At 58.9% G+C, this 17,662-nt stretch carries 13 protein-coding genes; 9 read left to right on the top strand and 4 right to left on the bottom strand.

Annotated elements, in window-relative coordinates:
• The first annotated feature begins 1 nt into the window (after position 1).
• From AACL53_RS06750 to AACL53_RS06735, 4 genes are all read left to right on the top strand, one after another.
• Positions 2-2,641 carry an ATP-binding protein gene (locus tag AACL53_RS06750; RefSeq protein ID WP_339083728.1) on the top strand — a complete coding sequence of 880 codons (2,640 nt, stop codon included), beginning with the start codon at positions 2-4 and terminating at the stop codon, positions 2,639-2,641.
• Entirely contained in the window at positions 2,622-3,872 is a 1,251-nt protein-coding gene (locus AACL53_RS06745) for a response regulator (protein WP_339083727.1), read from the top strand. The genes AACL53_RS06750 and AACL53_RS06745 overlap by 20 nt, the downstream gene beginning before the upstream one ends.
• Before the next feature lie 559 nt (positions 3,873-4,431).
• Entirely contained in the window at positions 4,432-5,853 is a 1,422-nt protein-coding gene (locus AACL53_RS06740) for a coniferyl aldehyde dehydrogenase (RefSeq protein WP_339083726.1), read from the top strand.
• A gap of 85 nt (positions 5,854-5,938) precedes the next feature.
• The gene (locus tag AACL53_RS06735) at positions 5,939-6,379 is read left to right on the top strand and encodes a diacylglycerol kinase (protein WP_339083725.1); all 441 of its coding nucleotides are present in this window, start codon (positions 5,939-5,941) and stop codon (positions 6,377-6,379) included.
• Between the two features lie 94 nt (positions 6,380-6,473).
• Here AACL53_RS06735 and AACL53_RS06730 read toward each other — a convergent pair whose 3' ends face one another.
• The 3 genes from AACL53_RS06730 to AACL53_RS06720 form a co-directional block, all read right to left on the bottom strand.
• The gene (locus tag AACL53_RS06730) at positions 6,474-6,707 is read right to left on the bottom strand and encodes a general stress protein (protein WP_339083724.1); all 234 of its coding nucleotides are present in this window, start codon (positions 6,705-6,707) and stop codon (positions 6,474-6,476) included.
• Positions 6,708-7,016: 309 nt separating this feature from the next.
• Entirely contained in the window at positions 7,017-7,703 is a 687-nt protein-coding gene (locus AACL53_RS06725) for a DUF2076 domain-containing protein (RefSeq protein WP_339083723.1), read from the bottom strand.
• A 626-nt stretch (positions 7,704-8,329) separates the two neighbouring features.
• Positions 8,330-10,867: a TonB-dependent receptor gene (locus AACL53_RS06720; protein ID WP_339083722.1), complete on the bottom strand. Its 2,538-nt coding sequence runs from the start codon at positions 10,865-10,867 to the stop codon at positions 8,330-8,332.
• A 609-nt stretch (positions 10,868-11,476) separates the two neighbouring features.
• On the opposite strand from AACL53_RS06720, the gene AACL53_RS06715 reads away from it, so the two are divergent.
• The 3 genes from AACL53_RS06715 (at position 11,477) to AACL53_RS06705 (ending at position 13,727) form a co-directional block, all read left to right on the top strand.
• Positions 11,477-12,454, top strand: a complete 978-nt coding sequence (locus AACL53_RS06715; protein ID WP_339083721.1) for a polysaccharide pyruvyl transferase family protein — start codon at positions 11,477-11,479, stop codon at positions 12,452-12,454.
• A gap of 166 nt (positions 12,455-12,620) precedes the next feature.
• Positions 12,621-13,142, top strand: coding sequence for an MOSC domain-containing protein (locus AACL53_RS06710; protein ID WP_339083720.1), 522 nt, complete (start codon positions 12,621-12,623; stop codon positions 13,140-13,142).
• A 222-nt stretch (positions 13,143-13,364) separates the two neighbouring features.
• On the top strand, positions 13,365-13,727 hold the full coding sequence (locus AACL53_RS06705) for a hypothetical protein (protein WP_339083719.1): 363 nt from the start codon (positions 13,365-13,367) through the stop codon (positions 13,725-13,727).
• Positions 13,728-13,829: 102 nt separating this feature from the next.
• On the opposite strand, the gene AACL53_RS06700 is transcribed toward AACL53_RS06705, so the two are convergent.
• On the bottom strand, positions 13,830-14,135 hold the full coding sequence (locus AACL53_RS06700) for a hypothetical protein (RefSeq protein WP_339083718.1): 306 nt from the start codon (positions 14,133-14,135) through the stop codon (positions 13,830-13,832).
• A 646-nt stretch (positions 14,136-14,781) separates the two neighbouring features.
• Between AACL53_RS06700 and AACL53_RS06695 the strand changes: the two genes are divergently transcribed.
• Both AACL53_RS06695 and AACL53_RS06690 read left to right on the top strand, forming a co-directional pair.
• Entirely contained in the window at positions 14,782-16,248 is a 1,467-nt protein-coding gene (locus AACL53_RS06695; protein ID WP_339083717.1) for a tetratricopeptide repeat protein, read from the top strand.
• A gap of 54 nt (positions 16,249-16,302) precedes the next feature.
• Positions 16,303-17,619, top strand: a complete 1,317-nt coding sequence (locus AACL53_RS06690) for an NtaA/DmoA family FMN-dependent monooxygenase (protein ID WP_339083716.1) — start codon at positions 16,303-16,305, stop codon at positions 17,617-17,619.
• The last annotated feature ends 43 nt before the right edge of the window (positions 17,620-17,662 follow it).

Genomic DNA, 17,662 nt, shown 5'->3' with positions numbered 1-17,662 from the left:
CATGGATGACAAGAGCGACTTACGGCACGCCTTCGAGGCTGAGGAGCAAGAGCTTCGGCTAAGGCAGTCGAAAGTCGCTTGTATCCTCGGCATTGTGTTGATCCCGGCAGGGATCACGCTCGATAGCATCAGCTATTCCGGGCAGTTCAATACCTTGCTTGCGATTCGGCTCGTCGCGGCGGGCCTGATCGCGGTCATTTATGCTCTGCACTTCTGGGACAGGACGGCAGCTCACGTTCGCTATCTGACGATGGCGGGCCTGCTGATCGCCGTCGCCTCGATAGCGGTGATGATCGGCATCACCGACGGAGCAAATTCGACCTATTACAACGGCCTCTTCCTCATCCTCTTTGCGGTCGGCGTTCTGGCGCCGATGCAGCCCTTCGAAGCCGCACTTTTGTGCGTCTCGACGCTCGGAATTTACATCATCGCGTGCTTGCAGGTGTCCTCCGACGCGGACACGACGAAGACCTTGATGAACAATCTTTATTTTCTTGTGCTCACCTGCATCATTTCGGTCACCGCCGTTCATTTCAATTACCGCCGCCGCTTCAACGAATTCCGCTTGAAGTTCAAGCTCGCATCTCAGCACCAGGAGCTGTCGGCGCTCGACCGTCTGAAATCGCAGTTCTTCGCCAACGTCAGCCACGAGTTGAGAACGCCGCTGACACTCATTCTGGCGCCGGTCGAACGGCTGAAAATCGACGTCGCGGGCTTGGGCCCATCGGCCGAGCAATTGCTGGATGTCATCGAGAACAATGCGCTTCGGCTCCTGCGTCTTGTGAATGACATTCTGAGCCTGATCCGCCTCGAGGAAGGCCGCGCCACGCTATCGAAGAAGCCAGTCGATATGGCGCACTTCCTGAAGCACACGGCCGCTTCGATGAAGCATCTCGCCACACTGAAGGGCGTGAACCTCGAGCTACAGGAACCGACCGGCGACCTGCTGATCAACGCCGATCCCGACGCCCTCGAGAAGATCGTCAGCAACGTCATCGCCAACGCGATCAAGTTTACGCCGCCTGAAGGTCGCATCGATATTTCCGCCCATCGCGAAGAAGAGATGGTGACGGTCACGATCTCTGACACCGGCATCGGTATCCCGGCTGAGCAGCTTCCTCATATTTTCGATCGCTTCTATCAGGTCGACGGCTCCGCGACCCGCCGCCATCAGGGCCTGGGTTTAGGCCTCGCCCTGGTCCGCGAATTGATCACGCGTCATGGCGGCACCGTCACCGCAACGAGCAATGCAGGCCACGGCACGACATTCGTTTTACGTTTTCCTCATGCCCTGCAGGTTACCCAATCAGAGATGAGCAATTCCGAAGAAAAGCCGGACGGGCTTGCCGACGACCCATTGCGCACCTTCGATCGCAAAGCATCGGCCCGCGCCATCATGATCACCGATAACGCGGCCTCCGCGATAGGGCAGATGAGCGACCCCCAAGCCAAGGATGAACGCATCGATCTCCCGCTCCTCCTCGTTGTCGACGACGAGCCGGATATGCGCCGCTATCTGGCTTCGATGCTGCGCGAGAACTATCGCATCATCGAGGCGCCCGACGGCATCACCGCGCTCGATAAAGCCAAGGAACAGAAGCCCGATCTGATTTTGCTCGACGTCATGCTGCCGGGCGTCACGGGGCTGGAGGTCTGCCGCTCTCTCAAGGAAAGAGCCGAGACGCGCGGCATCAAAATTATCATCCTGACGGCGCGAGCCGACGAGGAAGCCAAGATTACCGCGCTGAAGCATGGCGCCGACGACTTCCTGATAAAGCCGTTCAGCGGCCTGGAAGTCCGCTCGCGCATAGCCAATCTGATCAGGGCTTCAAAGCTCGAAACCGACCTTTACAGGACGAACGCGGAACTGAAACAAAGCCTGCAGCAATTGCGGGAAACTGAGGCAGCCCTGGTTCAAAACGCGCGTCTCAGCGCCCTTGGGACGATGGCCGCCGGCCTGTTGCACGAAATCGGCAACCCGCTGAACTTTATGGGAACGGCGCTGCAATTGGCTGCCCGCGACCCAACCATTCAAGCCGATCCCGACACCGCGGATACGCTGAAGGACATCCACGCGGGCTATGAGCGCATTCACCGCGTCGTAACCGATCTCAGAGGCTTCACCGCGCCGCATCGGCCCGAGCACCCGCGGCCGTTCCACATCGAATCGGCAATCGACCACTCGCTTCGTTTCACGGCGCATATCCAGAAGGGAATAACGATTACGAGGAATATCGCGGCCGATGGGCTTGTCGTCGGCTCGCAGTCGACGATCGCTCAGGTTCTCGTCAACCTCATCGTCAACGCGGTCGCCGCGGTCCGTTCCGTCGAAGAAGAGCGCAAACCTGAAATTACGATTACGTCATTCGTTGAGGGTGACGAACTGATTGTCTCGGTAAAAGACAACGGCACCGGCATCGACCCGAAAATTCAAACCCAGATTTTTGATCCATTTTTCTCCACGAAGGACGTGGGTGAAGGCATGGGATTGGGCTTGGCAGTCAGCCATCGGATAATAGCGAATCATGGTGGTTCACTGACTGTTAAGAGTAGTCTTGGAGAGTGGACCGAGTTCCGTTTCAACCTCCCGATATCGTCGGACAAAGAGAACCAGGTCTTCCATGGAGTCGTTTCGCACTGATCAGCCGGTCGAGATCCTGATCGTCGACGACGAGCCGCAGGCCGTCAAATATTTCAAGAAAGCCTTCGGCACGCGATATGACGTGCTAACCGCAACGAGCGCGGACGAAGCTGAAACCCTCATTCTCTCCGGCAACCACAACATCGCGCTGGTGATTTCCGACCAGCGCATGCCCGGGCGCAGCGGCGTCAGTCTCCTGAACCGCATCCGTAACGAGCGTCCCGACATCATTCGCATGTTGACGACCGCATATGCCGATCTCGATAGCGCAATCGACGCCGTCAACAAGGGCGAGATCCTCCGCTACATTTCGAAGCCCTGGGACCTCCGCGTGCTCGAAGCCGAAATCGAACAGGCGATCACCTTCTATCTGCTGAAAAACGAATACGACATGCTCCTGCGCGACAAGCTCAGCGCGTTGCATCGCACCCTTTTGCGTGATCGCATGAACGACCTTGCGATGCTGTCGGGCCTGCTGCCCTACAACAACGCTCCGCTCACGATGTATCACTATTTGAAGGATGCGATCGCCGAAACGGCCTGGCGGCCGTCGGCTCAGAAGGCATGGTCGCAGCTCCGCATCAGAGACCACTGGCGAATTCCCGTTGAGGAAACGCAGCGCGCCATCGAACTTTCCGAAGTGCTGACGACGCCGCCCCTGTTGGCGGACGCCCATCCGAGCGAAGTCGATCTCGTCGCCATGCTGACGGGCTGTGCCGACGAGATCAACCGCGAACTCGGCGGCCAACAGGTGGTGATCCATGCGAACCAGCCGCAACTAGCCGTATCCGCCGATCCCGCCGCGATACGCGAGATCATCACGCGTCTGATGGACCCTATGAGCCAGTGGGCTGCAGCCGGCAGCGTGCTGCTCGTCAATGTCTCACGCGACACGCTCGATGATGACACGCCAGGCGTTGCCATTCAGTTCGAGCTCCGCAATTGCGAGCCCCAGCGCTCGATGCAGGATAGCGTGTTGTTCACGCCGCCGCTGCACACCGCCCCCAAGCGTGCGAGCGACTATCTGAAGGCCTCGCTCGCGATCGGCCACATCGGCGGCACGATCAGTTCGCCCCCCATGGAAAACGGCTACAAGCAGATCCACGTTGCGCTTCCGGCACGCGCCAAGGCGGCCACCAAGAAGATCAACGCCCTTCCCCAGCAGTGGCTGCAGGATCTGAGCGACGAATACGAAAAGTGGGTGCTGGGCACGCTCGAAATGGCGGCTTGAGCGACTGAGCCCTACGCGAAATAAATCTCGCGTAAGGGTCTGATCCCCGGCCAAAACGGCCGTGAATTCGCCCGCCTGTTGGCCGCGCGTCAAAATGCCAACCATGACCGATAACACCGCAACGAAGCTTCGCGACCCGGGGCTCGGGCGGTTCCCGTCGATCTCAAAAACGGACTGTGAGTTCCGCGGTGCGACGGGTTCCCGCGCATGACCTCAGGCAGACCAATCGCCTGGTTGCGCGCGGATCCACGTCTTTCCAGTGCAAGCGCCGCATTGAGGTCTTCTTCGAGGCGAGGATAGCCCTGTGGCCGGAGATGGGCGAGCAACGCCGCTTCGCTGGAAAGCGGCATAGGGTGGATTGTCACCCCTTCCCGTCTCGAAGCACGTCTTGCGCGTTTTTCTCAACGTAGGCGCTTGAGATTGCCGCGATGGTATGGTCGTTCGGGCGCTGCACGCACGGAAGGAACCAAAGTTGCTGGAATTGGCATGTGTTGACACGGAAAACATCACGCGGCGTCACCGCGAATGCTTCGCCGCGTCCACATCTGGAGGTTGCTGAATGACGGCCCACGTTTCAGTCAAGGACGACGACTTCCTGCTGACAGGCTTCCTGAGCAGGCAGCGCGCCGCGTTCCTCAAGGATGGGCCGCCGACTGCCGCGCAACGGCGGGCAGATCTGCTCAAACTGAAGACCGCATTGCAGAAACGGCGAACGGCCTTCGAAGCGGCCGTCAGTAAAGACTTCGGCTACCGGTCTGCCTACGAAACCCGGATCATGGAAGTCACGCCGGTCATTCAGACGATCAATTACCTCCGCCGCAACCTGACGAAATGGATGCGTCCCGAGCGCCGCCGCGTGGCAATCCACTTCCTGCCCGGCCGAGCCCGCGTCGTTTATCAGCCGCTCGGCGTCGTCGGGATCATCTCGCCCTGGAATTATCCGCTGTCGCTCGCCCTTACGCCGCTCGCCACGGCAATCGCGGCAGGCAATCGCGCCATTCTGAAGCCGTCCGAGTTGACGCCCGCGACCAGCGAACTCCTCAAATCGATGTTGCGCGAGATTTTCCCTGAGGAGCAGGTCGCCGTCGTCACCGGCGGACCCGAGATCGGCGCCGCGTTCTCGCGCTTGCCCTTCGATCATCTCGTCTTCACCGGCAGCACCAATGTCGGTCGCTCGGTGATGAAGGAAGCCGCGGAAAATCTAGTTCCTGTCACGCTCGAGCTTGGCGGCAAATCTCCAGCCTTGATCGGCCCGGACGCCGATATCGATGCCGCAGCCGTCAGCGTCGCCTACGGAAAGCTCGCGAATGCCGGGCAAACCTGCATCGCCCCCGACTACGTCCTGGTGCACGAAAAGGACGTGGGCACCTTCGTGGCGTCATACGACGCGACCGCCCACAAATTCTATCCGCAAGGAGCAACCGACCGGAATTACACCTCCATCGTCAACGCCAAGCATTACAGCCGCATTCAGAAGCTGATCGACGATGCGAAGGAAAAAGGCGCCAAGGTTATTGAAGTCGCGAATGACGGCACAGCCGATCCACGCAAGCTTGCACCCGTCATCGTGCTCAATGTCACCGACGACATGGCCATCATGCAGCAGGAAATCTTCGGGCCGGCTCTCCCGATCATGACCTACCGCACCTTTGACGAAGCGATCGGATACATAAACCGCAAGCCTCGGCCGCTGGCGCTCTATTATTTCGGCCAGAACAGCGACGATCGCCAAAAGGTCCTGACGCGGACGACCTCCGGCAACGTCACGATCAACGATACCCTCATGCATTACGTTCAGGACGACCTGCCGTTCGGCGGCATCGGAATGGCAGGCATGGGCGCGTATCACGGGATCGAGGGCTTCAAATCGCTCAGCCATGCGAAAGGCGTCTTCGAGCAGAGCAAGTGGAACCTCGCGCGGATCCTGCACCCGCCATTCAACAAAACGACCGATAAGGTCATCCGCTATTTTCAGCGGTGACTTTCCGCACCAAATCGCATGTATTCGGCCGCCGTCAATCACCACGGTCCAACGGCGAAACTAGAAAAGAAAAAAAGGAATTCGAATGCAGCAAACAGTGGTCAGGGTCATCTGCGCGATCGGACAGTCCGGTCAGCTTGGCCTCAATGGAGAGCTGCCGTGGGAAGGCAACCGCGACCCTGAATACGTGGCCGACGTCGCCCGATTTTTCGACATCACACGAGGCCACGTCCTAATGGCCGGAGCCAAGACCATTGGAGCTGTCCCCGATTTCGCTCGCACGGATCGCACGCTCTTCGTTTTGCGGTCGCACATGGACCCAGAAGAGACGCTCAAACAATTTGCGGGCCGTGTCGTTTTTATCGGCGGTGGCCCGCCGGTGTGGGACGTCTATGCGCGCTTCGTCAGCCACTGGGACGTAACGCGCCTACCCTACGACGGCCCTGCGGACCGGTGGTTCAATCCCAAATGGTTGACGGCATCGGCCCGTGCCGAAGGCGGTTGCCACCCCAATCCTTCCCTCTAAGCCGGCCTTCCATTCGAAAGCCAAAGGCCGGATGCGCAGAACGCGTCCGGCCTGAGAGTGCTGGGTGAACTAAAGGCAGGTTATTATTCTGCCGCTAGTGCTGTCCGCCTTTGCGGCCGGCTTCGGCCGCTCGCCGGGGGTCATTCCGGAAGTTACCGCCACTCTCGTGGCCGCCTTTTCTTCCGGCCTGAGACGCAAGTTCATGATTCCGCGAAAAGCTGCGCTCATTGTCCGGAACGCTTGCGCCGCCCTTGCGGGCAATCTCACGCTGCTTGTCGGCATCCATGGATGCAAAGCCGCGCTTTGATGTTCTGTCCTCTTGCGCCATTTGAAAATTACCTTCTTCAGTGAAAAATCTTCGCTTCAAAAATTCGCCTCGAAAATCGAGACAATCCGAATTGCCCATAAATTGGCGCCGGCCCATTTGGGACCCGGTCGTCACAAGACAACTGAAGGAAGAACCTCGCCTTCTCGGGTCGGTTCCGACAATTCTCGCCGTCGGCACATGACGTTTTGGAAAGAAATTTCACGAAGCGCAGCTTGGCGCACCTCGAGAGGCGAACCGCCTGAGCCGGTCCCTTCGCGAGCGCGCTGCCTCCTCGGCCTGTGATTCAAGCCGAGGGCGAGGATCGATCAATCAGACGTCGAAGTCGTCGCTGCCCCAATCGTAGTTGCCATCATCCTGGGCATCTTGCATCTCGTCTTGCGCGGCATCGTCAGCCGCCAAGTCTTGCTTCGCTTGATCGGCATCGTCGCGGGCGTCCTGCGCCTGGTCCTGAAGGTTATCGATCGTCTTCTGATCGGCCGCACTCGTGGCATCACCACCGGCATAGGCACGCCCGCCACCAAAGAGGCTGCGGATTCCATCGGCGAGGAAAACACCACCGGCAACACCAGCCGCGGTCGTTAACGCCGAGGAAAGAAACCCTCCGCCACCGCGAGCCTGCGCGGGAGAACCCCACGGACTATTGGCCGATGGACCGGTGCCTGGGGCCGCCACGGGATCCGGCGCCTGCTGCGGTGCAGACGACGGCGCATACCGGCTGCCGCTCTGCGGCACCGACGAGCCACCGAGAAAACTTCCACCGCGTCCGGTAGACTGGGGTTGCCGCGCCGCAGCTTCCAACTCTCGCATACGGGCTTCAGCGCGCTCGAGAGCCTGCTGCTGAACAATCACTGTCTGGGCGAGGTAGTATGGCGCATCTGGAGACCGCCTGATGAGATCCTGGATAAGCCATTCCGCTTCCTGATCTTTCTCGCCGCCATCAAAATTGCGGAGGCGCGCAAACAAATCTTCGATGAGCTGCTTCTCTTGCGCGTTCATGAGGCTAGCCTCCTTATGGGATTGGACGCCGGTGTCGACCGTTCAGAACCGCATGTAAGAACAGAACGGAAAAGTGACATGGGGCCCGAGATTAATTTTTCGCTGGAATTGCGTACAGCCGCAGCGGCTTCCGCGATCCGTCAGGGGGCGTACGCCCGTTTCATGTCGGTGGATCGACGCTTGGTGAACGGCCGCGAGAATGCCACCCGGAGGCCACCCCCTGCATCGGCTATTCGCACTAGCTAAAAAGCCCGGCACAGCACGAGTCCGTAACCGCCGGACCTTTACCCGCCCGGCTCGGCCTAGGCCGGATGGCTGATTCATCCCTGAGCAAAAGTCCTATAGCTCTACCCGCACAGTCTCCGGGAGAACGGCCATGGATAAAGTCGCCCTAAGCGCCCTACTCGTGCTCAACGTTGCAATCTTGGTGGTCGTCCATCAATTGGCCCACGGCCCCCTCTTCTAAGCTTCAAACTTCCCTCTCCTGCTGACCGCCATTTGCGTGCCTGTCACACGGGACAGGGCGAGCTGGCGTAATCGCGTCCCGCATTTGAGAGAGGCGCAAAAAAACAAAAGCAGCCGTGAGGCTGCTTTTGCTTTTCGAGATGTTGCAGTCGGGAGAGCGTTTAGAATTTTACCTTTATGCCACCGTACGCCGCGAACGGGATGGCCGGCACGACGGTCCGCGGGTTGTTCTCGTCGAACTCGATCCCGGTTACGTCCTCGAGTTCGTTGGTTTCGTCCACGTTGAAGTAGGTCCCGTAGAGCGAGTAGCGCTTGTCCGTCAGGTTCTCGATCAATCCGTAAACCTGGATGTGATCCGTCACGTCGTAGGACGTGTGCAAGTTGACCTTGGCGTAACCCGCCAGCGGCCGCGAGAGGTTAGCCTGATCCTCGAAGAAGAACTGCGAGCTTGCGGCGATCAGGTCAGCACCGAACTTCCACTTCGGCGTCATCCAGTAATCGAAACCTGTCTTGAACGTGTGGGCCGGAATGCCCGCAAGGCGATCGCCCTTATGAATGGCGGTGCAGTTTCCGGTGTCCCCACCCTCCGGATCGTCAGGGCACGGGAAGACGCCGGGACCGTCCGGATGGTTGGGAGCCGGGAAGAACGGAATCCCGGATTGGAACGTGGCGTCGTTATAGGTGTAGTTCGCGTACGCAAAAAGGCGCTTCGAACGATAGGCAAGGTTCGCCTCCACGCCTTGGCGCAAAGTCGTGCCGACGTTTTGGAAGTAACCGCGGCCTGTCGCAGTGGAGGCAGCGCTCATGATGTCGTCAGAGTTCTCAGTGCGGAACAGGCCGACGCCCCAATCCCACTGCGATCCGTTCCAGTTATTGACCGTACCCCGCAAACCGGTTTCCCACGTGCGAGAGACGACCTGCTTCAACGGCGGATCGGATGTCAGGAAGCTCTCGATCAGGCACGGGTTCTCAGGATCGGAGCAAGCGATCTCCGCCGCCGTCGGCGCGCGGTTGGCTTCCGAATAACCGCCGTACCAATTCAAAGCTGGGTTGAACGTATAGGTCAGGCCGGCTGACGGGTTGAAGCGGCTATACTTGTTGACGCCATTGAGCTTGTTCAACTCTTCGTTGTCGGGATCGCCGGCATTTTCAAGCTCGATGCGCGCGTAGTTGAAACGGCCGCCGACCGTCAACGCCAGCTTATCCGTTATATTGAACGTATCGACGAAGAAAGCTCCGAAATAATCGTTCGTCGTCGACAGCGCACGCGGGAAGAGGTCATCGTTCGTCATGATGACGCCCTGACCGTCGACAACGAATTTCGGCTGCATGAAGCCGAGTTCGCTTTTCGCCGTGTAGGCCACTCTGCCGCGATCGTAGCTGGTGCCGATCACGAACTGGTTTTCGTGACCGAAGAGCCGCGCCTTCTCGGTGGCCTGAAGGCTGATACCAGCGCCGTCAGCATTCTGCGACGTCTGGTCGATCGAGGCGTAAGCGACGCCAGTCTGGAACGGGATCGCATCGCCTGTGGCGGCATTAAACACCTCTTCCCCGCCTGAGCAGAGGTTTCCGCCGCAGTTACTCGGGTCTTCGAACAGGTTGCCGTCCAAGTGGCTCTGTTTGAAATGGCGATAGTACGTTGCACCCGAGAAGGTGAGCGTGTCGGTCGCCTTGACCTTTCCGTTCACCGAGTACATCTGCATCTCGTTGTCAGTCGTTTGCGGCGACGTGAACGTCAAATTCCTGCCCATTTCGAGCAGCTGCTCGGGCGCCGCGGCCGTCACGCCAACGTGGTTGTCCGCGCCGGTGAAATTGAAGTGAAACTCTGCGCCGTCGCCTTTGACGCCGAGGTCGAAGTAACCTCTGCGGACTTCAGCGTCGGAGAAGTCGCGGAACCCATCGTCGTTGATGGCCTCAAATGCTCCGTAGACACCCCAGTTGCCTTTGTTCAACCCGGCTTCGGTCGAGACCTGCTTACGGCCGAACGAACCAAAGCGCGTGTCGATCTCCGCGCCCTGGTAGTTGAAGCCGTCCTTCATATCGATGACTACAGCACCACCGAGCGCGTTGAGACCGAAGACGGGATTGCCGGTCACCACCGCAACGTTGTTGATCGCATTCGACGGCAGGAAGTCCCAGTTGACGATATCACCGAAGGCTTCGTTGATCCGAACGCCGTTCTGATAGACCGCGAGCCCCTGCGGGACGCCGTTCACCGGCGAAGCCTCGAAACCACGGAATTGAATGTTGGTCTGGAACTGGTTGCCTTGCAGGTCGCCGATGATCACGCCGGGGATCTGGCTCTGAAGCGCTTCCTGAATGATAACCGTTCCGTCTCTCTTGATATCGGCGGAATTGACCTGGAAGACGCTGCCCGGAACCTTGTTGACCGGAATTTCACTGCCACCCATCGGCGACATCTTCACGGAACTTGCTTCAGTCTGCTCAGCGAAATCTTCTGAGACCACCGGCGTTGCAACGACGGGCGCTGCGGCCGCAGGTTTCTTTGCCTGCTTGACGGGCTTCGGCTTGGGCGCCTGCTTTTCTTGAATGACCTGAACTTCAGGAAGCGTCTCGTTTGCTGCCGGCGGAGGTGTCGCCGATCCCGCGTTCCCCGCGTCCTGTGCGACGGCAAAACTCCCGCCACCGCCAATCAAAAGTGCCACGGCCGCAGCCGAAGCAAGCAATTCACGAGTCATTTCCCCAAACTTCCCATTTTCTTGGCGCTGCGTCGAACTGCCTGCCAAAGCATTTAGCCGCCGCGCGACTCCCCCATGGTCGACTCTGACCATTATGCCCGGACCAGGGAAAAGGTTTTTATCAGGTTGGGTCAATCCATGGATCGGCCGGAGTTTTTCCCGGGAATGCCTCTTCCTGAGCCCCCGTGGTATTGTTGCAACGAAATATCCACAATCGGGAAAAAGTCCCTGCCGAGCCGGGAACTATCGTGGCAGCTGCACCTCGAGTTCCCGCCTCCCCCTGCGGATAAGCCGGCAGATCAAATGCGCCGCGATACCCGTTTTCCTGATGTGACCCGAGATCATCGCGAGCGGTGTGGCGATCTCAATTGCTGACCGCAGTTTCCAGCGACGGAAGTGCTAGCCCCACCTTCAAGGACGAAAGGACTTGAGCTTCGGCGTTCATCGCAATTTTCCACACCTTCCCCATGCGCACCCCTCGCAATGATTGAGAGGAAGCGGATAAAAGCTCATCTCCATTCCAGCGCTGCCGCCGGAAATTTTTCGCGCGTCGCAAACAGTCTTGATGATCGAGACACGAAAGGTCTCGGCCGTCCGCATGTGAGATCTATGACAGACGTAATGGTCTCGCTTCGAGACGACATGGAGCGTTTTTTGGCGGAGTTCAGCGGCAGGAAAGTGCTTCTGATTCCGAACGAGGGTAACGGCGGCGACTGCCTGATCCTGGCATCGACTATCGCCGCAATGTCCAAAGCATCGATTGACGTGCAAGTCGTCGATGATGGCGCGGATTTCAAAAATCAAACGGTATTCCTGGGCGGCGGCGGAAACCTCGTCGGCATCTACGGAGGCATGCGTCGCTCGATCAAAGCGTGCCGCGACCAAGCCGCCCGCATCGTCCTTCTCCCGCATACCGTCAGAGCCAATGAAAAATTGCTCAAGAGCCTCGACGGCCGCACGACGATCTGGTGCCGCGACAAGAGATCGTTCGACCATGTCAGCCACACCAATCCGAAGATTGATTGCCGGCTGACGCATGACATGGCGTTTCACTGCGACGTTGAAGACTTTTTGAGCGATCCAGAATTCAACGCTTTGGGATCGCCGCTTCTGGATGCCAGCCTGCGACGCGCCGGCGTCAGCCTCGATCAACTGTCCCGATTGCCGCTTGTTCGATTTATGCGCACCGACAAAGAATCCGCGGCGTCGAGAATGGACAGCGACCTCGATGTATCGAAAGTGTTCACCGGTGTCGCCGACGTCGAGACGTCAAAGCTTCGCGCCTGGTGCTTTTTGAAAACGATCTCAGCCGCAAGGCAGGTCACGACAGACCGGCTGCATGTGGCGATCGCTTGCGCTCTGCTCCGCAAGGAGTGCGAACTCGTCGATAATTCCTACAGCAAGAACAGAGAAATATATGCGTTCAGCCTTGAGCGCTTTCCATCGATCTCCTTTTGGAGAACCGCAGGTCCGAAAATAGCTGATCGACCGTCCGGTAAAAAGCCGCTGCTCGCAAGGTTGGACAAATATCGCCGCCGGCTAACGCGCTATTGTGCTTTGGCTGACGCTCAGAGCGCTTCAGCGTGAGACGCCCCTCGACCGCAGCCTTCCGGATTCGGGCGCACCAATTGAGCGCTGAGGAAGCCACCGCGCACCACGTTTCGACTTGCATCTGCCCGGCCTACGAATAACTATCGACCAATCTCACGCACAGAGCCTCCTTGGTCCTTCGTTCGAGAACTGCGGCCACCCAATGACCGAACCGACCTCTCCGCCGCCACCTCAGTCCGTGTTGGCAAAGTTGCTGGCCGGACCGGTCGGCCCGGGAGAACTCGTCTGGATAGGACTTCGCCCATCACGTAACGCGCCCATGATCACGCCAACTACGGCGAACTTGATTTCGCAACGGGGCATCGAGGGCGACCGCTACCGCACCGAACGTAACGGACCGCGTCAGGTCACGCTTATCGCCGCGGAAGATATCGCAGCGATCGCGTCGTTCCTCGGTAAGGAGGCTGTGGTTCCAGAACTGCTGCGCCGAAACCTTGTTACCCGCAGCATCAACCTGATCGCCCTCAAAGGTTGTAGCTTCCGCATCGGATCGACGACGCTGGAAACAACCGGCGAGTGCGCACCCTGCAGTCAAATGGAAGCGAACCTCGGGCCGGGTGGTTACAATGCCGTTCGTGGTCGCGGCGGACTGACTGCAAGGATCGTCGAGGGCGGCAAGATTCGGATCGGCGACAGCATCGAGCGGCTCGATCGCATCGCTTGAGCATCGAGCGCGGCGCCGCCGGATGATTCAAATTTTATTCTAGATTTCGGGCAGCTTTAAAGCTCCGAACGAGCAAGTAGGCGAGGCACGTTAGCCATTGCATAGCTTTCTCCGGGCCAATGCTCCGGCCATCGCAAACCCAATCTAATATTTCACACCCGCTTAAGGGTTCGGCTGATGTTGTGAAGTACGTTGCGTCATTACACTTTCGGAAAATCCCAAGTGCCTCTCCCCTCCGCGAATTTACTGTTCCGCAAATCCACGTCTTCTCCGGCGAACGCCGCAGCTCTTCTGGGCATGGGCATCGTCGTCGCGGGTCTCGTCAGCCTGTTCCTGCCGTCGCACGAAGACAGGATGGTCACGACGGCGAAGCGCCAAGTTCTGAACCAGCTCTCCTATCCATCTGGAGCTGTCTTTGCTCAAGTCCGCGTGGCCGAGGAGCGAGTTCGCTCATGGACGTCGCATGTCGTCCAAGGTTGCGTAAAAGAGCGCAACCCGACCAGCGAATACCCCATGTGGCGGGGGTTTTCCGTTGAAGGCGACGAGGTGAGCTTTCGATCGCTTTATTGCCCGTTCCTCCCCTGATCGGTCGCCGGCGCAAGAGGGAATCGATACCAATAAAAAAGCGGCAGAAGCGCTTGCGCGTCCCTGCCGCTCCATCAGGCCAATTGGCCTCCCGCAAAACCTTTATCGCCAGCGGCTATCGCCGCGCCAGTCGCGCCTGTCGTTCCAGCCGTAACGGTCGCGATCCCTCTCGAACCGGTGATCGCCACGCCAGTGTCGGCGCCAGCCTTCGTTGCCGTAGCCCCACCGCCGGTCGTGACGCCACCACGGACGGCGGCCTTCGTAATACCCGCCATCATGGACATGTTGGACGGATGAGCCGTTACGATAGATCTTGTTGCCCACTGCGAAGTCCGCCTTTGCCTCGGCCATGCCTCCGAACGTCATCAGGGCAACCGCGACCGGCAAAAGTGCAAGAGTGCGTTTCATGACTTTGTCTCCCTCAAGCGCGCTCAATGCAGCTTGATTGGAGGTCATTCAACACGATCGTGCCGGAACCGATGCTGAACGGACGGTTCAACCACCGTTAGGAACCGCGCCGCAAACTCGCCATCATCGGTACGGAGAGCGCACGCCCCGCCTCGTCGCGTTCAATGAATTGGAATGTTCGAGAGGGGCAAAGAATCAGGGCCGAAGAACGCCACCGTAGGCGACCTCCGCCCACGTATTTCAGAAATTCATATGAGCTTAGACGCATTCGTGCGGTTGCAAGGCGCGAATGAACTTTGAGCCAGCCTGACCTCCGGCGCAACGCGGCGTGCACGGAAGACAATGATGCAAACATCGATCTAAGCTTAGAAATTCTATTCAGTTCTCACATTCGTTTCTCGTGGGTAAATCAACTTCTGTTTTTGAACGCAGCGGTGTGGAAGTTGACAGATGATCTAAATCGGCCGCCGCAAAGGTGCTGCCCAAGTTCCTGGTGCACCAGCGCACTTTGTATCGCGGAACGCATTTTCCGCTAAGGCAGATCGCACAAATCACAAGACGCGTTTCACGACGCATTCTCCCGGACGTCGCCTGCGACGACCGAAGGATTCCCGCGCGTAAGGAACTTGAAGAAAAGAGAACGACTATGGAAATCGACCAACAAGGACTGGCGCTCACCGGTGCGACCGAGAAGGGCGCAGCGCTTTTTCGCAGCGCTCTCCACGAATTGGTCTACTTCAAATCCTCGGTTCTTTCGACGCTCGACAAGACGATCGAGGAAAATCCAGGCTTCGCCCTTCCCTATTTCGCAAGGGCCTATCTCGATCTCTTCATGACGGAACCCCAGTTCGCCGAGCGCGCGAAGAACACGCTGGAAGACCTCAAGACGAAGGTCGATATCGAAAAACTGCCGAGCCGAGAGCGGCATCACGCGGCGGCAATCGAGGCATGGATTGGCGGCGATCTACGAAAATCCGCGCGCATTCTCGATCGGCTCGGCCTCGATGAACCACGCGATATTCTGGCGCTCCGCATCGGACACGAGCTGGATTTCTTCGCCGGCAATAAACGAAGTTTGCGCGATCGAATCGCACGCCAGCTGATCGCATGGACCCCATCGGATCCTCACTATGGCATCGTGCAGGGATGCTACGCCTTCGGTCTTGAAGAAAACGGCCAGTTCGAACGGGCCGAAGAGCATGGCTTGATTGCGCTGAGCGTTCGCCCCGACGATGTTTGGGCGCTACACGCCGTAACGCACAGCTTCGAGATGCGCGGCGCAATCGCCGACGGCCTTCGCTTCATGAACGAGCGCAGCGGCGATTGGGAGGAAGGCAATCTCTTCAGCGCGCACAATTGGTGGCACAAGTCGCTGTTCAACACCGATATCGGCAACTACGCGGCCGCATTCGAAATCTATGACAAGGCCATCTTCAACCAGGGCTCGCCGAAGATCGCCCTCGTCCTGCTCGATGCATCGTCATTGTTGTGGCGCCTTCATCTTCAGCGGGTTCCTGTCGCGGATCGCTTTGCCGAACTCGCCGATGCCTGGGATGCGCTGACGTCGGCCCCCTTCTACGTCTTCAACGATGTGCATGCGATCATGGCCTACGTCGGCAGCGGCCGGATCGACGACGCGCGCGCAGTGGTACGCCGACTCGAGCAATACGTCGCCGACGGCCATCAAGGCACGAACAATTATCACAACACGGTTCGCGTCGGTCTCCCGCTCGCGAGAGCCCTCGTGGCTTTCGGCGAAGACCGCTACGAAACGGCCCTCGATCTCCTTTACGACGTGCGCGAAAACGCGATCGAATTCGGCGGCTCCGAAGCCCAGCGCGATGCAATCGATCGGACGCTGCTTGAGGCGGCGATCAGAAGCGGCAGATCCAACTTGGCCGCAGCGCTCGCGTCGGAACGCGTCAACCTCAATCCGAACAATCCGTACAACTGGTCGAAAATGGCCGAAGCGCTTCGCCTGTCGCAAGCTCTTGAGCGTGCCGGCGAAAGCGATGCCCGATCGCTATCACTGAAGGATGACGTCTTGCGGAAACTCAATTGGCGAGAACCGCGAAGCGGCGCCGCCTCGACCGCCTGCCCTTTCCAGCACTGACGCAACAACAACACTCCCCACCTTTCTCCAAAAGTCAAAAAGGACGAACGCTCCGTGTCATCTAAGAAATTCCACCTGGGTTGGTTCACGAACTTCACCGCCGACGAGTGGAACGAACCATTCTCGAACGGCGGCAATTCCTGGGACGGCAAGTTTCACATCGAGATGGCTCAATCTCTCGATCGCGCGGGCTTCGACTTCATCATGCTTGAGGACAAGCTCGCTATTCCCGAAGCCTACGGCGGCAGTTTTGAGGTGTACCTGAAGCACGCCCTCGGCATGGCGCCGAAGCATGATCCGGTCCCACTCGCGACCTTGCTCGCGGCATCCACCAAAAATCTCGGTGTCGTCGCGACCATGTCCACGCTCGGCTATCCGCCATTCCTCCTGGCACGCCTGTGCTCGACCGTCGACCACTTGGCCGGCGGACGCTTCGGCTGGAACATCGTGACGAGCGCCGAGAACGCCGCCGCGCAGAACTTCGGCCTGGATCGCTTGCCGCCCAGAGAGGAGCGTTACGAACGAGCTCACGAATACATGGACCTCGTCTTCAAGCTTTTCGATTCCTGGGAAGACGGCGCCATCATTCGCGACCGCGCATCGGGAACCTACGCCGACTTCAAGAAGGTCCACAAGATCGACTTCGAGGGCAAATACTTCAAATCACGCGGCCCCTTGAACACCGCGCGGTCGCCGCAAGGCCGCCCGACACTACTTCAAGCCGGCGGATCGCCAACGGGCCGCGACTTCGCGGCACGATACGCCGACGCCATCATTGCAGTCAGCGGCGGCGTCGCGGGGATGAAAGAATACCGCGACGACATCCGCGCGCGCGCCAAGAAGCACGGACGCAACCCCGATGACATCAAAGTGATGTTCCTCGTAACGCCCGTGCTCGGAGAAACAGAACGCGAAGCCCGCGACCGGCACGAGCGCATCACAGAAGCCCCGGGCTTCATCGAGCAGAACCTCGCATTGATCTCCGCCATCACCGACATCGACTTCAAGAAGTTCGATCTCGACAAGCCTTTGCCTGAGCGTCTCGTCACGAACGGCGAGCAGGGTTCGCTCGACATGTTCCAGCAATGGGGCACCAGCAAAAACCTACGCCAGCTTGTCGTCGAGGCCTCCGGCGGCATCTGCGCCTCGATCGAACTTGTCGGAACGCCCGATCAGGTTGCCGATCAAATGGGCGAAGCAATGGAGCAAGTCGGCGGCGACGGCTTTTTGATCACAACACCGAGCCTCTCCACCAATCGCCGGCATATCGCCGAAGTGACGGACGGTCTCGTACCAGCCCTGCAACGCAGGGGCCTCGTCCGCGACGGCTACACTCACAAGACGCTGCGCGACAACCTGCGAGCATTCTGAACCATCAACCCGAACCTTCTCGCTAACCCCTCACGAGGAACTG

This window comes from Hyphomicrobium sp. ghe19, assembly GCF_902712875.1.
Taxonomy (GTDB): Bacteria; Pseudomonadota; Alphaproteobacteria; order Rhizobiales; family Hyphomicrobiaceae; genus Hyphomicrobium_B.
This window is presented reverse-complemented; position numbering and strand designations above follow the sequence as displayed.

What these genes read in the sequence shown, in the direction of transcription:
- AACL53_RS06730 (WP_339083724.1), bottom strand. Translation starts at nt 6,707, where the DNA reads ATGGCGCAAGAGGACAGAACATCAAAGCGCGGCTTTGCATCCATGGAT.
- AACL53_RS06720 (WP_339083722.1), bottom strand. Translation starts at nt 10,867, where the DNA reads ATGACTCGTGAATTGCTTGCTTCGGCTGCGGCCGTGGCACTTTTGATT.
- AACL53_RS06745 (WP_339083727.1), top strand. Translation starts at nt 2,622, where the DNA reads ATGGAGTCGTTTCGCACTGATCAGCCGGTCGAGATCCTGATCGTCGAC.
- AACL53_RS06725 (WP_339083723.1), bottom strand. Translation starts at nt 7,703, where the DNA reads ATGAACGCGCAAGAGAAGCAGCTCATCGAAGATTTGTTTGCGCGCCTC.
- AACL53_RS06715 (WP_339083721.1), top strand. Translation starts at nt 11,477, where the DNA reads ATGACAGACGTAATGGTCTCGCTTCGAGACGACATGGAGCGTTTTTTG.
- AACL53_RS06740 (WP_339083726.1), top strand. Translation starts at nt 4,432, where the DNA reads ATGACGGCCCACGTTTCAGTCAAGGACGACGACTTCCTGCTGACAGGC.
- AACL53_RS06695 (WP_339083717.1), top strand. Translation starts at nt 14,782, where the DNA reads ATGGAAATCGACCAACAAGGACTGGCGCTCACCGGTGCGACCGAGAAG.
- AACL53_RS06710 (WP_339083720.1), top strand. Translation starts at nt 12,621, where the DNA reads ATGACCGAACCGACCTCTCCGCCGCCACCTCAGTCCGTGTTGGCAAAG.
- AACL53_RS06735 (WP_339083725.1), top strand. Translation starts at nt 5,939, where the DNA reads ATGCAGCAAACAGTGGTCAGGGTCATCTGCGCGATCGGACAGTCCGGT.
- AACL53_RS06750 (WP_339083728.1), top strand. Translation starts at nt 2, where the DNA reads ATGGATGACAAGAGCGACTTACGGCACGCCTTCGAGGCTGAGGAGCAA.
- AACL53_RS06700 (WP_339083718.1), bottom strand. Translation starts at nt 14,135, where the DNA reads ATGAAACGCACTCTTGCACTTTTGCCGGTCGCGGTTGCCCTGATGACG.